15 protein-coding genes are annotated in these 17806 nt (G+C 30.5%); 5 read left to right on the top strand and 10 right to left on the bottom strand.

Features of this window, described 5'->3' with window-relative positions:
• The first annotated feature begins 86 nt into the window (after positions 1 to 86).
• From I6U48_RS12880 to I6U48_RS12870, 3 genes are read left to right on the top strand one after another with little or no spacing between them, the layout of a single operon-like run.
• Positions 87 to 1055: an ABC transporter ATP-binding protein gene (locus tag I6U48_RS12880; RefSeq protein WP_218320873.1), complete on the top strand. Its 969-nt coding sequence runs from the start codon at positions 87 to 89 to the stop codon at positions 1053 to 1055.
• Positions 1036 to 1899, top strand: coding sequence for an ABC transporter permease (locus tag I6U48_RS12875; RefSeq protein ID WP_218320872.1), 864 nt, complete (start codon positions 1036 to 1038; stop codon positions 1897 to 1899). Before I6U48_RS12880 ends, I6U48_RS12875 begins: the two co-directional genes overlap by 20 nt.
• 17 nt (positions 1900 to 1916) lie before the next feature.
• Positions 1917 to 3362, top strand: coding sequence for a GldG family protein (locus I6U48_RS12870; RefSeq protein ID WP_218320871.1), 1446 nt, complete (start codon positions 1917 to 1919; stop codon positions 3360 to 3362).
• A gap of 156 nt (positions 3363 to 3518) precedes the next feature.
• Here the strand turns inward: I6U48_RS12870 and I6U48_RS12865 are convergent, their stop codons facing one another.
• The 6 genes from I6U48_RS12865 to I6U48_RS12840 all read right to left on the bottom strand — a co-directional run bounded on the left by I6U48_RS12865 (position 3519) and on the right by I6U48_RS12840 (position 9647).
• Positions 3519 to 3989 carry a chemotaxis protein CheD gene (locus tag I6U48_RS12865; RefSeq protein ID WP_218320870.1) on the bottom strand — a complete coding sequence of 157 codons (471 nt, stop codon included), beginning with the start codon at positions 3987 to 3989 and terminating at the stop codon, positions 3519 to 3521.
• Between the two features lie 51 nt (positions 3990 to 4040).
• Entirely contained in the window at positions 4041 to 6476 is a 2436-nt protein-coding gene (locus tag I6U48_RS12860) for an ATP-binding protein (RefSeq protein WP_218320869.1), read from the bottom strand.
• 1 nt (position 6477) lies between these two features.
• On the bottom strand, positions 6478 to 7524 hold the full coding sequence (locus tag I6U48_RS12855) for a uroporphyrinogen decarboxylase family protein (protein ID WP_218320868.1): 1047 nt from the start codon (positions 7522 to 7524) through the stop codon (positions 6478 to 6480).
• Entirely contained in the window at positions 7524 to 8168 is a 645-nt protein-coding gene (locus tag I6U48_RS30320; RefSeq protein ID WP_312890994.1) for a cobalamin B12-binding domain-containing protein, read from the bottom strand. The genes I6U48_RS12855 and I6U48_RS30320 overlap by 1 nt, the downstream gene beginning before the upstream one ends.
• 70 nt (positions 8169 to 8238) lie before the next feature.
• Positions 8239 to 9186 carry an AEC family transporter gene (locus I6U48_RS12845; RefSeq protein ID WP_218320867.1) on the bottom strand — a complete coding sequence of 316 codons (948 nt, stop codon included), beginning with the start codon at positions 9184 to 9186 and terminating at the stop codon, positions 8239 to 8241.
• A 272-nt stretch (positions 9187 to 9458) separates the two neighbouring features.
• A complete protein-coding gene (locus I6U48_RS12840; protein WP_218320866.1) occupies positions 9459 to 9647 on the bottom strand; it encodes a hypothetical protein in 189 nt (62 codons plus the stop codon).
• A 228-nt stretch (positions 9648 to 9875) separates the two neighbouring features.
• Between I6U48_RS12840 and I6U48_RS12835 the strand changes: the two genes are divergently transcribed.
• Both I6U48_RS12835 and I6U48_RS12830 read left to right on the top strand, forming a co-directional pair.
• Positions 9876 to 10427 (top strand): helix-turn-helix domain-containing protein, encoded by a 552-nt coding sequence (locus tag I6U48_RS12835; protein ID WP_218320865.1) that lies wholly within the window; start codon positions 9876 to 9878, stop codon positions 10425 to 10427.
• Between the two features lie 295 nt (positions 10428 to 10722).
• Entirely contained in the window at positions 10723 to 12069 is a 1347-nt protein-coding gene (locus I6U48_RS12830) for an aspartate aminotransferase family protein (RefSeq protein WP_246615323.1), read from the top strand.
• 140 nt (positions 12070 to 12209) lie between these two features.
• Here the strand turns inward: I6U48_RS12830 and I6U48_RS12825 are convergent, their stop codons facing one another.
• The 4 genes from I6U48_RS12825 to I6U48_RS12810 all read right to left on the bottom strand — a co-directional run bounded on the left by I6U48_RS12825 (position 12210) and on the right by I6U48_RS12810 (position 17687).
• A complete protein-coding gene (locus I6U48_RS12825) occupies positions 12210 to 13133 on the bottom strand; it encodes a DMT family transporter (protein ID WP_218320864.1) in 924 nt (307 codons plus the stop codon).
• 440 nt (positions 13134 to 13573) lie between these two features.
• Complete coding sequence (locus I6U48_RS12820) at positions 13574 to 14479, bottom strand: glycyl-radical enzyme activating protein (RefSeq protein WP_218320863.1); 906 nt, start codon at positions 14477 to 14479, stop codon at positions 13574 to 13576.
• Positions 14480 to 14551: 72 nt separating this feature from the next.
• Positions 14552 to 16921, bottom strand: a complete 2370-nt coding sequence (locus I6U48_RS12815; protein WP_218320862.1) for a glycyl radical protein — start codon at positions 16919 to 16921, stop codon at positions 14552 to 14554.
• A 217-nt stretch (positions 16922 to 17138) separates the two neighbouring features.
• Positions 17139 to 17687, bottom strand: a complete 549-nt coding sequence (locus I6U48_RS12810; protein ID WP_218320861.1) for a helix-turn-helix domain-containing protein — start codon at positions 17685 to 17687, stop codon at positions 17139 to 17141.
• Between the last annotated feature and the right edge of the window lie 119 nt (positions 17688 to 17806).

Genomic DNA, 17806 nt, shown 5'->3' with positions numbered 1-17806 from the left:
ACAGTTATGTCACAGAACCGTCATATAAATGACATATTTATTTGTTATAAATTTCAAGTGAAACAAAATTCTAAGAGGTGATAATTTTGATAAAAATTGATAGCATAACAAAACGTTATGGAAATCATACCGCTATAAAAAATATTAATTTAGAAATAAAAAAAGGTGAAATTCTTGGTCTTTTAGGTCCAAACGGTGCAGGAAAATCTACTACAATGAATATAATAACAGGGTATATATCTGCTACAGACGGATCTGTATTAGTAGATGGATTTGATATATTCAAAAATCCAATTCAAGCTAAAAAAAGAATAGGATATTTACCAGAAATTCCTCCTTTATATACCGATATGACCGTTGAAGAATACTTGAATTTTGTAAGTAGATTAAAAAAAGTTAATAAAAATGAAAGAAAGGAACATATAGATACAATTCTAGAATCCATTAAATTGACTGATGTAAGAAAGAGACTCATAAAAAATCTTTCTAAAGGTTATAAACAAAGGGTGGGATTAGCACAGGCTATAGTTGGAGACCCAGAAATTCTTATATTAGATGAACCTACTGTTGGATTAGATCCTAAACAAATTATTGAAATTAGAGACCTAATTTCAAAACTTGGCAAAGAACATACAATTATTTTAAGTTCTCACATACTTTCTGAAATAAGTGCTATATGTGATAGGGTTGTAATTATAAATAAGGGCTCTATTGTTGCAGAAGGTACACCAGACGAGTTGTCGCATAAGCTAAGCTATGGAACTAAGATAGCACTAAGGATAAAGAGCTCACTAAATGAAGCAGAAGAAATTATAAAAGGAGTTTCCAACATAAATTCTGTATCTAATGAAGGTGTTAAAGAACCTGATACTATAGATCTAATAGTTGAGGGGAAAAATGATTGTGACATACGAGAAGCTCTATTTTACGCTTTTAGCAGAGCAAACATTCCTTTACTTATGATAAAGCCATTAAATCTAACTTTAGAAGAAATATTCTTGGAAGTAACTAATGAATCAAAGGAGGAATCTTTAAATGCTGGAAATGTTCAGTAAAGAATTAAAATCGTATTTTCATTCTTCTTCTTCTTATATTTTTTTATTTGTTTTCTCATTATTATCAGGGATATTTTTTACATTATCAAACTTAATACCTGGAAGCGGATATTATCCTAATATACTTTATTCAATGGTTTTTGTCTTCTTATTTCTCGTACCTATTCTAACTATGAAAATAATTGCAAGTGAGACCCATGAAAAAACTGACCAACTATTATTAACTTCACCACTAAGAATATGGGAAATAGTCGTTGGTAAATTCTTAGCATCTACTACCGTCTTTTTTATAGCCGTAATAATAACCTTTATATATCCTTTAATACTTAAAAAATTTGGTTCTATACCTGTAGGAGAAACCATTGGTGCATATATTGGTTTTGTTCTAATAGGAATTTGTTTTATTTCAATAGGGGTTTTTATTTCAGCTTTGACAGAAAACCAAGTCACTGCTGCAGTAAGCACTTTCGGCATTTTGTTTATCATATTTATACTTGATTGGATAGGCAGCGGATTACCTACAACTATCACATCTGGAGTTATTTTTGCAGAGATTTTGATTGCTATTGTAGCCTTATTTTTGTATTACAATGCTCAAAATATAATTATTAGTGTTTCTACTTTTCTTATAGGTTCTCTGGTAGTTCTTATAGTTTATCTAAAAAACAAAAACTTATATGATGGCTTTATAGTAAAATTTGTTGATTGGTTCTCATTAATAAAACGCTATGAACCTTTTAACATGGGAATGCTTAGTGTAAGCTCAATAGCTTACTATATATCATTTTGTGCATTTTTTATACTCTTGTCTATAAATGTTATGGATAGAAGAAGATGGAGTTAAGGAGGTGAACTATAATTATGAAGAATGTAAAAAATATAAAGAATCTTTTTAATGAAAAAAAGTCTAAAAAAGGCAGCTTGGCTGTATTAACACTGGCATTAGCTTTAGTTTTCTTAATAGGAATAAATTTATTATTGGGAAAGTTAAATTGGAATAAAGATCTAACTAAAAATAAAATGTTTACCTTATCTGATCAGACTTATAAAATTTTAGATAACTTAAAACAGGATATAACAATATATGGATTTTATCAATCCGGTCAAGAAAACTACACTGTAAAAACTATTTTAGATCAATATGCTGCACATTCAGAGCATATTAAGGTTGTATATAGAGATCCTTCAAAATATCCTCAACTTACTCAAAAGTTTAGTAAAGATAACAATAAAATAGATGCTGGTTCTATAGTAGTTGAAAATGGATCAAAATTTAAAGTTTTAAATCAAGATTCCTTTTTAAGTACCACTTCCAGCAATTCTTCTGATTCATCTGCCTCTCCAAGTCAATCTCTTGCAGTAGAACAAAATATAACTTCTGGCATAATATATGTGACTTCTGATAAGAGCACTATTATATATGCTCTTCAGGGTCAAGGAGAAGATGAACTTTCCTCACAAATAACGAATCAGTTATCTCTTGAAAATTATGCTGTATCCTCTATTAATTTATCTCTTAAGGATGCCAGCATAAAAGATGATTCAATTTTACTTGTAGTATCTCCAAAAAGAGATTTATCTGCACCAGAAGCAGATACTATAGAAAAGTACCTTTCTAAAGGCGGTAAGGCAGTATTCTTAATGGATTTAACTGAGAATGATTTACCAAACTTTCAATCAGTGTTAAATAACTATGGTTTATCTATGCAAAGAGCCATTACAGTTGAAGGTGACAGTAGTTATGTTTCTCAAAATCCAATATATCTTTTACCCGAGCAAAAGAGTCATGACATTTTAAGTTCATTAATAAATAATAATTTGAGGGTACTTATCCCTGGTGCTCAAAGTATAAAGATATCAAAAAATCAGAAGAGCTCATTAACAATTGAGCCATTACTTACAACTACAAATAAGTCTTGGGGTAAAACTAATCTAAAAACTGACACATTAGAAAAGCAATCTGGTGATCTTAATGGACCTTTTAATATAGCTGTAGCTGTAACTGATAAATCCAGCAACGCCAAAGTTAGCGATACAAAAATAGTTGTTGTTGCCAATGCAACCTTTACTAACTCTCAGGTAGTGTCTCTAAGTAATAATGCTAATTTAGACTTCTTTATGAATTCAATCAGTTGGGCTCAAGGAAAAAGGGATGATATATCTGTTAGACCTAAAGCTCTAGATAACTATACACTTCAGGTAAGTGCATTAAATAGATTAGTGGCATCTACTTTTGTAGTTCTTGTCATACCTGGTGTAATTTTAATAATAGGAATTTCTGTATGGATTAAAAGAAGAAAGCTATAATGAAAAATCCAATAGATTAAAAACATATAATATATAAAATAGAAAGTGTTAGGCTATGAAAATCCATGCCTAACACTTTCTATTTTGTATATTGTACGTCTTTATATATTGACTAAAAACCTAATTTCCTTATTAAAAAATATTTATGAATGCTTTCTAAATATTTATCGGTTGTGTAAATACTTTTATTTCACCATTACTCACTTTCAATTGTATTGTTCTACTTATAATTCCTCCAATTTGTTCCTCTGCAATTTTAAAATTCAACTTATAAAGAATAGATTTTACAGCTAATATATTTTTTCTCCCTATTTCAAAAACATCTTCATTTCTTATTGAATCTGCTCCTCCATAAATACGGAGGACAAGTTCCTCCTTTTCACATTTAAATTTCTGAAATAGTTCATCAAATAATAAAGGTATTCCAGTAGACGCATAATAAGATGGTTTATATCTATTTTTAGATATATCATCAGCTCCTGGAAGTGCTATATGTAACATTCCAGCAACTTTTTTCTTAAAAGAATAAACAGTTATTGCTACACAAGAAGCCAATGCATAAGTTACTATTACATCCTCTTCATTATTCGAAATTGCAAAATCTCCAATGCCAACCACTATATCCACTCTTAACACCTACTTACCTTAAATAAACTTATTGTTTTATTTATTATTATATCAAAATCCTTTTAAATACTTACACATCAGACAATTTATCTCTTTAAGATCAAGAGGTTTAGTTGTATGTTCATCCACTCCAGCTTCAAAACATTTTTTTATGTCATCATCATATGCATAAGCAGTCATAGCAATTATTGGAGTATGAATACCATTTCTAAACTCCAATGCCCTTATTTCCTTAGTTGCAGAAAGCCCATCAAGAACAGGCATTTGAATATCCATTAATATCATATCTATTTTTTCGTTTCTATAAATTTCAATTGCTTCTTTACCATTTTCAGCTGTTATACTAATAATTCCTTTCATTTTAAGAAATGTCATAACAAATTTCCTAGTTATTTCATCATCTTCAACGATAAGAACTTTTGTGTCTTTCTTTATTTCCTTTACACCCTTAAATTGTTCATCATTAGAAAATTCTTTTACCCTAATTTCTTCAATTATACCAAAGGAAGCTGTAAAACAAAATTCACTTCCAATACCTATTTTACTGTCAAACCATATTTCTCCTCCCATCATTTCAACAAGCTTTTTAGAAATTGCTAATCCTAAACCAGTACCTTGAAATTTCTTTGTATATGAACTATCTAATTGCGTGAACCTCTGGAATAATAAGTCTTTTTGATCTTCAGGTATACCTATGCCTGTATCATTAACGGCAAATAAGAGCTTTACTGAGTCTGACTTAAGCTCAATTTGCCTTACAGATACATTTATTTCGCCAATGTCTGTAAACTTAACTGCATTTCCAAGAAGATTAGAAAATATCTGTCGTACTCTTATCATATCTCCATTTATAATCTTAGGAATGCTTTCATCAATTTCAAATTGAACTTTCAATCCTTTTTGATTTGCACTCACCTCAAACAAGGTAACGACTTCACTTATTACCTCTCTTACGTCAAAGGGCTTTGTCTCTATATGGGTTTTCCCCTGTTCGATTTTCGTGTAGTCTAAAATATCATTAATAATCACTAACAGTGAGTTCATCGATTTTTTAGCAAAATCAAGATATGTTCTCTGCTTATCATTAAGTTCTGTCATTAAAGCTAATTCTGTCATTCCCATAATTCCATTCATTGGTGTTCTAATTTCATGACTCATATTTGCAAGAAAATTACTTTTTGCTGCGTTAGCATTTTCAGCATCCTCTTTAGCTTGGACCAGTTCCTCTTCAATTTTTTTATGATATTCAAGTTCTTCTTCAAGAAGCATATTAGTTTCAATAAGTTTGCCATTTAACACATGTATATCTTCTTCAGCTGACCTTCTTTCTGCAATTTCCTCTTCCAACAAGGCATTTGTTTCCTCAAGCATCATATTCATTTCTTCTAGGCCTTCTTTAGCTTCTAAAAGCTCAGCTGTACGTGCTAATATTGTATCTTCAAGATTTGTATTTAAATTTTTAAGTTGTTCATTTACTTCTAATAATCTTTCATATATCCTTGAATTAAAGATCATTAATGAAAAAGTTTTAAGTATAGTTTGGGAAATATCTAAATAGCTATCAATGTAATTGGGAAAAAGTATATTTTCTATCTCTAAATATCCAATAATTTCATTATTAAATGAAAGTTTTAGAATAATGCCTTTTCCAGAAGAAGTGAGCCTATATTGTTTGTGAAAACCTTTATTACTAAATTCTATAAGATCGCTATCATAGCTTAAATTACTATAACTTATCACTTCCTCAGCCATTTCATCAACTATAGGCAAAAAGGATAAATTTGATGCTCCAGTTAGTATAACAAATAAATCAAATATCCTGCTTATTAACTCTTCTTGTTTTAATAAAGTGGCACTCTTTTCAATAAAATCTAAAATAAGTGCAAAATCAGCAACTTTTTTATTTTTTTCATTTATTTTTTTCTCAAGATTTCTAATTTTCCAATTTTGATAAATATTTATCAAATTACTTTTAAAATAATCTAACCCTACCGATAAAATTAAATATTCTAAATCAACAAAAGCAGAAAGTTCCTTTAAATCTTCCTCTATTCCTTCATATACAATACTATCTAATAGCACTAGATTTTTAAAATTTTCTTTAAAAAAACCTTTTGCAGTATTAGTATCAAAGCCAAATACATCAATAATATAATGTTTCCATTTTTTCAATAAGCCAGGTGTAATAAGATAGCTGCCTTGAACTGAATAGCTTTCAACAAGTGTGCTTCCTAAAAGAACTGAACAACAATCTTCAAAGGTTTTAACATTATACATATTCTTCTTATTAAAGCATTGAAACATTATAACGTTACTGCTGTTCTTGTATGTAAATTCTCTTGAAGATTTTTGATTATTTTTTTCACATTCAAAACAATCTAGCGAATAATAAACAATATCAATTTTATTTGTTCCTATACTTTTAATCGAATATTCAATTTCTTTTCGAAAATTTTCACATATTATTAAAGTTAATTTTTCTTCCATTTCAATCAATCCAATCTAAAGGATATTTCCCCAACTCATTAACAGTTGCTGAAATTTCTAAAAGCGTTTCCTCTGATACCTGAATGGGAATTTCACCTGCACTATCACAAATAATCAATCCACCACCACGACCTGCTTTGATTATAATATCTTTAATTTTATCTCTAATTTCAGCCTTATCCCATCTACACATTTCTATATTATTTAAATTTCCAAGTAAAGCAAGTTTTTTATAGGTTTTTTTCTTTACTTCCTCTATATCTTCAAGGAAACTTACAGCTATCATTTTAGTTCCCGTGCGAATAATATGATCCAGTATTGGTAGACAACAAGCTGATGCAAAACTCATACCAGTGAGACAATTAATTCTTCTTATTGTCCTTCGATCTACATAAAATCCAGTTTTACTATATAATTCAGTTGGTATAATTGACGGTGCTGCCATAGGGTCAATATAGCTGATAGCTGTTGCTCCTGCAGAGAGCTGTGCATTTGCCCATTCTACACAAAACTCTTCGTTTACGGCCATAATATGATTAAATAATTTAGGTCGCTCATATATTAATTCAATATATTTATCAAAACCCATCTGCATTATTGGAAGCGTAAAAGGTGAACTAACAGCTCCTAGTATAGGAACATCTGGTCCTGCTTTCTTCCTAAGGTTTTCTATGGTTTCAAGTACCTTAACTAGACATTTAGTATTCTTGATAGAAGGTATTTTCAAAGCAATAATGTCCTTCTCATTTTTTATAATAGGTTCTCCTGAGTTTGGTGGACCATCATTTGTATAAATTACTTCCCCACCAAAGGCCTCTACTTCTATTGCCGAATAGTAAAAGGGGTTTAGACAATCATTTTTATACTTATCACGCATAATTAATTGAGCTTTAACAATATTTTCTGCTTTGCCAAAATATTTTTTTATAGGCATGTCCAATTCTCTAGCCCCATGATAGGTTAACATCAAAAACAATGGAATTTGATCAGGTTCTTTATGACTCATTGTAGTTAACACACGTTCTAAAGACGACATGTTTTTACTCATTATAAAACTCCTCCTCGTATCCATCTTTCAATTATAGGAATATCATCTGCTGCACTTTTTCCCATAGCATCTGCTCCAATACTTTTCCATAATTCTTTGTCAATCAAAAATGGAGCACCTCCTACAAGTATTTTAATAGAAGGATCTTTTTCATGTAATATATCGACTATACCTTTAATTTTTAATGCGGATGGATACATCAAAACTGAAATTAGAAGAATTTTTATATTGTCACTAAGAGCCTTTTCAATAATTTCCTCTGCTCTAATTCCAAACCCGTAATCTTTTATCTTATATCCAGCAGACTTTAATACAGCACTTACAATCTTTTTACCTAAATTATGATGATCTTCGAGAGTAACTATCGCCATAGGTGGCACCGCTTTAGTTTGATTAAGATGTGTAGGAAGTAGTTTTTCTATCATTTCTTCACATATTCTACTACTCATATACACTTGCGAAAGTGCAACAGTTCCTTTTTCCCACTTTTCACCAATTTTTATAAGTACCTCTACAATAATTTTATCAATAAAATCACCTTTACCATTTTTTAATAAAAACATATCTAAAAGTTCAAAAGCCCTGCTTTTGTCATATTGCAATAATGAGTTTTCAAATTCGCTTTGATATATATTTAACTCCACTTTACTCACCTCAATGACAATTTAATAAAATAATTATACCCCTTATTGTTGGAATTTTCAAATAATTAAATTATATAACAAGCCCCAAGCTTTTTAAGCTAAAAATCCAAAAGGTTAGCGTAAGGGCCGATAAAAGAGTCGTTGCTACAATAATGCTAGAAGTCAGTACTCCATCGTTATTCATATTTTTAGCCATAATATAACAGCTTGGTGTTGCAGGCGAACCAAGCATAATTATTAAAGCAATAAGCTTTTGATCTCGAAATCCAAAAAATGCTGCTAGCGGCAAAAATAAGGCTGCTTGAACTACTAACTTAACAAAGCTAGCTATTAAAGTCGGCTTTATTTTTGTCAATGCTTTTCTTCCTTCAAATCCAGCTCCAATTGTTACTAATGCCAGAGGTGAAGCCATAACTGCAAAATTTCCCAATGTTTTATCAATTATTGTAGGAAATTTAATATTTAACAATGATGCTATCATTCCAAACCCTATTCCTATAATAATAGGGTTTTTTATAATATTAATACATGCTTTTTTTATGCTGTTTTTTCCTTTTTCTTTGTTATTTCCTTCGAAAGTAAGTACAATAACAGAGTATATATTATACAAAGGAACCGCTCCAATAATCATTAATGGGGCCATTCCAGCACTACCATAAATATTTTGAATAAAAGCAATTCCTAAAACTGCTGCACTTCCACGAAAAGATGCTTGCACAAAAGCACCTACCATTGTACTATCTTTCATGTGTTTTTTGGTTATAAACCAAATCATCCAAAAGCAAATGGTAGTAACTGTTGCACAAAACAATATATATTTTCCATCAAAATTTTTAATTATGTCAGTTGATGCTATATCCGTAAATAGTAATACAGGCAAAGTTATCTTAAAATTAAATTTATTGGCTACTTCTATGAAATTATCATTTAGCATTCCTATCTGCTTTAAAATATAGCCCGCAACAATAACAGCAAACACTGGAATAGTGGCATTTAAGCTGTATATTAAGTTTTCCATATTCTAATCACATCCCTTCTATCACCTTCAGCTATATTTTCATTTGTTTAAAGATTTACTTTTTGTATCAAATTAATATTTATACATATTATAACTTAATTTCACCTTTTTATCAAAAAAAGTTAAATTATGAATTATTTTCGCTTTTATTGTAAAATATATAATAGATTTTTAAGAAATATAAGTTGCATAATAAATTGTAAATTACATTAATTTAAGTAAAATAAAAGAACCTGGTTAAAACCAAGGTCCTTTTTATTCAGCCACAAAACTTACATATGATTAAGTAACTCCCAACACTTTTGAGAAATTTTACATTGGTAACATTCATTATTGCATAATTCGAAATCTTGATATGGTATTCCGTTATCCTCTTTTTCTTGGTTATTTCTAGTTTTATATAGAATGTAGGCTACTACAAATAGCAAAAATGTTAAGAATGATATTATTTCAATTGCCATAAATACACCCTCTTTCCACTTATTTTCTATTTAATATCAATTATAATATAATTAAACAATATATTCAATGTAATTATATTATAATTATTTCTATGATACTTATAAATATCTACTAAATTTACTTCTTTTATTAAAATTGACATTGTGTAAAAATAATATAAAATAAAAATAGAATAGTTTATCTATTTAAAACATATCAACTTTATTTAGCGTAAGGAGGAATTACTTTTGCTAGGGCCTAAAATTAGAGAAATACGCCAACAGGAAGGCTTAACGCTGAATGAGTTAGCTGACAAAACAGGGCTAACAGCTAGTTATCTTTCACAAATTGAAAGAAATATTATTGATCCTTCTCTTTCTTCATTAAGAAAAATTTCTGTTGAATTAAAAGTACCTATTTATACATTTTTAACAGATGAAAAAAAGCAAAATGTTCTTATTCAAGCAAATAAACGAAAAAAACTTGAACTTCCTAATTCAAGTATTGTATATGAATTTGTTACACCCATGGCTTCTGATAAAGAAGTGAACTCTAAGATGGAAATTATATATTTCCAGTTAGAACCTTTTAGCTGGAGTAGTGATGAATTTATGGTACACCCAGCAGATGAATGTATATTTATAATCGAAGGTACAGCTGAAATATATTTAGCTGAGGAAAAATATATTTTAAATAAAGGTGATAGTATTTATATACAAGAAAACATACCACATAGGTTTTACAATCCAACTTCTGAAAAAATCATTGGTGTCAGCAGTATATGTCCACCAATATATTAACTATGAAATTTAAGTATATTTTAAGGGTTACTTATAGTGAATATTTGCTATAGGCAGCCCTTTTTCCTTTCAATTAAAATTCTTATCCTATGAAAATACTCTTTAAGATTATTTTCAAATAGCATCTTTTTCAAGATAATTAGCTCTTATGCTTAAATAAGTACAACTTAATTTTTTAATAAATAATTAAAAATTAAGTTGAAATTATAATTAAGATACATTAGAATAGTTAATAATGACATTTAAGTAATACTTAAAAAATAAATTATTAATTAATTTTTTAGGAGGAATTACTTTGAATATAGAGTATTGTAAAAATATTGTTAGTCAAGATTCGGAGTTAATTGGAGCTGCTTGCAGAGTTCCTTATTATCCCTTAGTCATTAAAAGTGGAAAAGGTGCACTAATAAAAGATGTTGATGGCAACGAATATATAGATATGCTTTCTAGTGCAGCTGCAACTAACATAGGTCATTCTCATCCAAAAGTTGTGGAAGCAATCGTGCAGCAGGCTAAAGAAATTATTCACTACACTCCAGTCTACACATATCATGAATCTTTAGTTAAATTGGCTAAAGAACTAGTTGAAATCACACCTGGTAATTTCAAAAAGAAAGTAATATTTGGTCTTGCAGGCTCTGATTCCAATGATGGAATGATAAAGTTATCAAGAGCTTACACAGGAAGAAGTAAAATAATTTCTTTTGTTGGTGCCTATCATGGTTCCACCTATGGATCCATTTCACTTTCGGCTATAAGCCTCAACATGCGTCGAAAAATTGGACCATTAGTTCCAGATATTCACCATATAAACTATCCTCATTGTTATCGCTGTAAGTTTGGTAAAAAGAAAGAAAATTGTAACTTAGAATGTCTTAAGGAATTGGAAGATCAATTTAAAAATTATTTACCTCCAGAAGAAGTTGCCGCAGTAATAATGGAGCCTATAGAAGGCGATAACGGCCTTATTGTACCACCCCTAAAGTATGTTAAAAAACTGTATAATTTGTGCAGAGAAAACGGAATCTTATTTGCTGTTGATGAAGTACAACAGGGGTTTGGAAGAACAGGTAAATGGTTTGGAATAGAAAATTTTGGTGTTGAACCAGATATAATAGTAATTGGAAAATCAATAGCATCAGGCATGCCACTAAGCGCAATTGTTGCAAGAAAAGAAATTATGGAAGTTTTAGAACCTCCTGCACATGCATTTACAACTATGGCAAACCCTATATGTTGCCAAGCTGCTCTTGCTACAATTAATGTAATAAAGGAAGATAACCTTTTGGAACATTCTAAAAATTTAGGTGAGTACGTCAAACAACGCTTTAATACAATGAAGGATAAATATCCGTTGATTGGAGATGTTAGAGGCATTGGATTAAGTATAGGTGTTGATTTAGTGAAGGATAGAAATACAAAAGAACGAGCAAAGGAAGCTGCTGCAAAAATTTGCTATAGCTGCTGGGAAAAAGGTGTACTACTTACCTTCTTTGCAAACAATGTATTACGTGTTCAACCGCCTCTTGTAATAACTAAAGATCAAATTGATAAAGCACTAGATGCTATTGAAAGCTCAATAAAAGAGTATTTAAATGGAGATATTCCAGATGAAGTACTTAAGATAGCCAAGGGATGGTAAAATCCAAGGAAATTAAAGAAAATATTACAACAAATGCTAAAAATATTCGTGAAATTATAGTTAACCCAAGAAAAAATAAATAAAAAAGTAATTGACCTGTTGTGCTTATTGCTATCCTATTCACAACAGGTCAAATTTGTTTATTGTATTTCTTTTAGATCAGCGTCTATAAAAATTGGGCTGTGTTCACTTTTAGATGCCATAATTACAGCAATTACTATTAAAAATCCTCCTATGAAAAAGCCAAAGTTTAGTCGTTCTCCAAGGAAAATCCAACCTAGAATTGCACCTGTAACTGGCTGAAAAAATAAAAACAATGAACCAATTCCAGTATCCACCATTTCAATTCCCTTATTCCACAAGAAAAAGGCTCCTGCAGTTGATAACACTCCAATATAAAGCACTCCTAAGATAAGCTGTCTGTTGCCTATTATAGAAGTAATGTTTTCATGCCCATATAGCATAAAGGGTGTTGTAAATATAAGGGCAAAAAATATTGAATATGTTGTTATAGTTAAAGAATCTAAGTGTTTTGTTGCTACTTTAACGTAAATTGAAAGTAGTGCCCAAGTTATTGCAGCTCCGACCAAAACTATATTTCCAAAAAAATGCTTTACCATCATTGAATCTAGTCCGATCACTACTATAACACCACTAGTTGCCAGAAGTAAAGCAATTATCTTTTTCTTGGTAAATACTTCTCCTAGTATAAACTTTGCAAATAAGATAACAAATACTGGTGTAGATGCAGTAATTAGGGAACCGGTATGTGCATCCGATAATTTTATTCCAATGAATTGTAAGCATATAGAAACAAAATATCCTATAAACCCTATCCAGACTATAAGCAGCCATTCCTTTTTCTTTATAGCTGTTTTGTAACCTTTCTTACTATTGGAAATAGTAAGTGTTATGAATAGGACTATAAATGCAATAATATACCTCATCCATAATAAAGTAATAGGTGAAACAAAGCTTAATGTATATTTGCTTACTACGTACATACCGCCCCATATTAAGGCAGCTAGCAACAGATAAATATAACCAATCAATTTATTTTTCATTATTAATACTTCCTCTTCTTATTTATTATTGATAAAAAATAATACCTAAGATGAGGAACTCAGTTTATCCTCATCTCAGATTAAGAAAGGATTACTGGTTGATCGTTCTCAAATAATATATAATACATACTTGTTCCCTCCATTTAGTTATTTAAAGTATATAAAAATTATATTTTCATTATAACATAATAAAAAGAACTATAAGTAGATTTTATAACTAAAAAACTACTTATAGCCTTTTCATAATAGAGCACTCAATAATTTAAGTTGCACCACTATAATAAAACAATCTATTACCTATAGTGATGGTTTCTTCGACTATATAAAATATCTACACAATTATATATAAATCTTCGCTCAACTATTAAATACCCTACGCTATTATATTGACTATTTTAGATTTATTATATTCTGGAAATTTTTTTAAATTTATTTTTTAATTATTTATAACTAACTATTTGAACTCCTTCATCTTTAACTATTTTATATAATTCTTCCATATATTCTTTTGATGGTGTCTCAAATTGTCTTGAAGGCTTTTCTAATCCCAATGCTTCATATTTATTGTCCCCAAAGGAATGATATGGTAGAAGTTCTAATTTAGGGTCATCTATATTACTTTTGATAAACCTAGCAGTCTCTCTAATGTTTTCAACATCTGAATTTACTCCATTAATTACTGGTATTCGAACCACTACAGGCACTTTTAGTTCATTAAGCCTACATATATTTTTTAATATCTTTTCATTGCTAACTCCTGTATAAAATTTGTGTTTATCATTCTTCATATGTTTTATATCTATGAATATTAAATTCATTTTTTCCAATATATCTTTAATCTCATCAAAGTTAAAATATCCAGAAGTTTCAATGGCTAGATCTATAGCTTGATCATAAAGCTTATATGCAAGTTCTCTCAGCATATCTATTTGCAGCGTTGCCTCACCCCCTGAAAAGGTAACGCCGCCACCAGAGTATTTATAAAATATTTTTTGTTTTTCAATCAAATTTAATATTTCTTCGCTATTATAATGATAAATTAAATTTTTTCTACTTTTTGTTGGACATATATCTGCACAGAGACCACAACCTTTACATTTCTGCTGCTCAAGGCGATTATTTAAATTTATTCCTACCTCTGCTTGGCACACTTCCATACATATACCACATTTTATACAGGTTCTCTCATAGTAAGCAATTTTATTTGAATTAGTATAGCTCTCCGGATTTGAACACCACTTGCATCTAAGAGGACATCCAGCAAAAAAGATTATTGTTCTTATTCCATTTCCATCATTAACAGAAAAATTTTGAGGTTCCAAAAAATATCCGCTTATATTCCCCATATAAATCCCCTTTCTCATAATTATGGGGTCACACCGCAATGCTCATCCATAAACCTTTTCTTTGTTCTAGATTTAATAACTTTCATGCTCTGTTCTTGCTATAATTGCATCCTGCATTGATCTAGATAGATTGACAAATTGTGTACTATATCCAGCTACTCTGACTAATAAATCTTTGTAATCTTCTGGATTTTCTTGTGCCTTTCTTAGAGTTTCAGTGGATATTGTATTAAACTGAACATGAAAAGCTCCTAGTGAAAAGAAGGATTGAATCATAGAACCTAAATTACTCTGTCCTCTTTTTGTATTTACTAGATCTTCATTTAATCTTAAGTTTAATAATGTTCCGCCAGAATGTACATCTTGATTAAGCTTTGCTGCTGAACGCATAGCTGCAAGTGGTGTAGAAGTATCCGACCCAGCAAAAGGTGATACTCCTTCTGATAATGGCTCCTTAGCTTTTCTACCACAAGGTGTGGCTCCCACTACTTTTCCTGTTGGCAGATAATTTGAAATTCCCATAAAAGCAGTATTAAAGTGGTTACCATTGATATCTTTATATTTATGACCTTCTTTATAATAATGATTTGACATTTTAATAGCAATGTCATCTACATAGTCAATATCATTTCCATATTTGGGAACAGACATTGCTAATCTTTTTAGATCTTCATATCCCTCCCAATTTGCATCAAGAGCTTTTACCAAATTTTCCATAGTTGCAACCTTATCTTCAAAGACAAGTTTCTTAATTACAGCAAGTGAATTAGATGTAACCGCAAGGCCAATTCCAGTAAGTACAGGTCCAAGGTTATATTTAGCTCCAGAATCCACTAAATCTTTTCCTTTTATCATACAGTCTTCTATGCAAGAAGATAGGAAAGGTCTTGGAACCATCTCCTTATGAAGCTTTTGTGCTACTAATGTAGCTATAATTGAATGTTCAATTAAATTATCAAATTGTTTATAAAAAGCTTCTTCAACTTCTTCATAGGATGTAAAACTATCTGGATTCTTTTCATCCAAGCCTATTTTTTCACCAGTAATCCTGCTTTTGCCTTTATTTAGTGTAAATTCCAAAGCTGCGGTAAAATTAATATTTACTGCAGAAGTCCATTCACCAGTTTTACGAAAATGAGGTACTACACAACCACAGTTATTCCAATCCCTAGCATCTTCTGGCTCATAACCAGCATTTATAAGCATTTGATAACCTGCAGAATCATTATGAATTGCTGGGAATCCAGTGCCTTTACTTACAAGATGAGTAACTTCCTCTAAAAAGCCGCTCGGACAGTCTTGATGTATTCTAACACTTAATCCTGGCTGATGAGTTTTTACTCTTTCAGTTGCTTGTAAACACATATAAGAGAGGTCATTTGTAGCATCCTTTCCTTCTCTTGTTTTTCCACCTACAGTCAGATTTTGAAACTGATTGTATCCAGCAAAAAACTCAGCAGTATTTGCAGAAATCGTCCAAACCCACTCTGACAGCTTTATCCAAAGTGCTTCAATAAGCTCTTGAATTTGTTCCTTCTTCATGATTCCTTTTTCTATGTCACCTTTATAGTATGGGTACATGAACTGATCAAATCTTCCAATATTAAGCGCTAGTGGATTTTCAGATATTATTCCTCCTATTTGCGTGAACCAAAGGAATTGAATAGCCTCATAAAAGGTCTCAGGAGGATTTTCTGGAACTTTACTGCATATCTCAGCTATTTTAAGAAGTTCATTTTTTCTTATACTATCCTTCTCTATTCCTGCCATCTCTTTAGCTTTTGATGCATACCTATTGGCAAGAGTAATTATTCCTTCAGATGTAATTATAATTGAAGTATAAAATTCTTTCTTTTTCATATCCTCTGCTGAAGTAGTGGAAAGCTTCGAAATACTTTCTTTGGATTCTTTAATAATTCCGCCAAAACCTTTTTTAAATAAAACATCCTGATAATCTGGCGTTATTTCGCCAACTGCCTGTCTCCATTTTGAGTCGTTATCAACTATACCTGTATCAACAACAACTTTTGCAGTATCCTTAGGTAATTGAGCTAAGAAGGCTTCTTCTAAAGATTTTCCTTTCCAATATGGAAATATGTTTTTCCTCACAAATTCCCTTTGCTCATCAGTCATAACATATGGGTCTTGAACCCTTTTATCAAAGTTATCCATCTCTCTATCTACCCATGTCCATGAAAATTCTGGAGTTAAAATACCACATTTTCTAAATTCGCCAATAGCACCAACAATCAGCTCTCCTTCAAATATGTTAACTTGTAGCTGCTCACAAGTATCTCTAAAAGCTTTAGCTCTCCTTATAGCAACTGCTTCACCTTCTGTTTTCTTGTGTGACTCTGTCCAAATTCTTGCCCTCTCATAAGAAATTGCTGGCTTTGCATTAATATAATTTTTTCTTGAGGCTTCAATTCTTTCTGTAATCATAATTATCTCCTTTCATCCTTCTTGTTATTATATAACATATATTATACGTTATGACATACAAACATTTTAAAATTAATCCAGAATACATTTTATAGATACCTACATCAGACACTTAACTTATACTCAGGGATATATTTATAGTGATGGAAGAAGTAAATATATCCGGTCGCATAAGTTAAGTGTCGGCCGTGGATGTCTATAATACTCTGGATTATTTCTAATATTTAATTACATTTTGAAATATAACTTCTGTATCGTATGGATTACTGTAAGTGTGGCTCTTGTTGGGTTTAAATCTCAGCGCCGCCGGTGCGGCAAGCTCAAATGTTTGCTCATCCAAAGTTAGCTTTAAAGTTCCTTTTGTTACCACAATATATTCTTCTACCGAACTTTGATGTGGCGTAGAAACATGTTCTGCTCCCGGAAGCAATTTAATATAGAAATATTCAAATCCTGATATAGGGTTAAAAGGAAATACATCGTATAATATCATTTTTCCATCTGATTCATATACTGGTTCTATATTATCTATTGATATTGCTTCATAGTTATTGCCTTCACTTCCTAATAATTCAGAAAATGAAATTCGAAGTCCTGTAGAGATTTTCCACAGTACTGATATTGTGGGGTTTGATTCTCCTCTTTCAATCTGACCTAGCATTGCTTTACTTACTCCAGTCAAATTTGAAGTTTCTTCTAAAGTCAATCCCCTTTCAAACCTAACTCTTTTCAAAACAGAACCTATATTATATGTTGGATCATTCAATTTATATCAGCCTTTCTTAATGTTGTCTTTTTATCATGTTTATATTATAACATATTTTATACACTATAACATATAAAAATTAAAAATATTTAATATATTCTAAGCAAAATAACTATTAA

Origin of the sequence: Clostridium thailandense (genome assembly GCF_019207025.1) — a bacterium.
In the GTDB taxonomy this organism is placed as follows: domain Bacteria; phylum Bacillota; class Clostridia; order Clostridiales; family Clostridiaceae; genus Clostridium_AM; species Clostridium_AM thailandense.
Note: the sequence above shows the minus strand (reverse complement) of the source record. Positions and strands in the feature narration are given on the sequence as shown.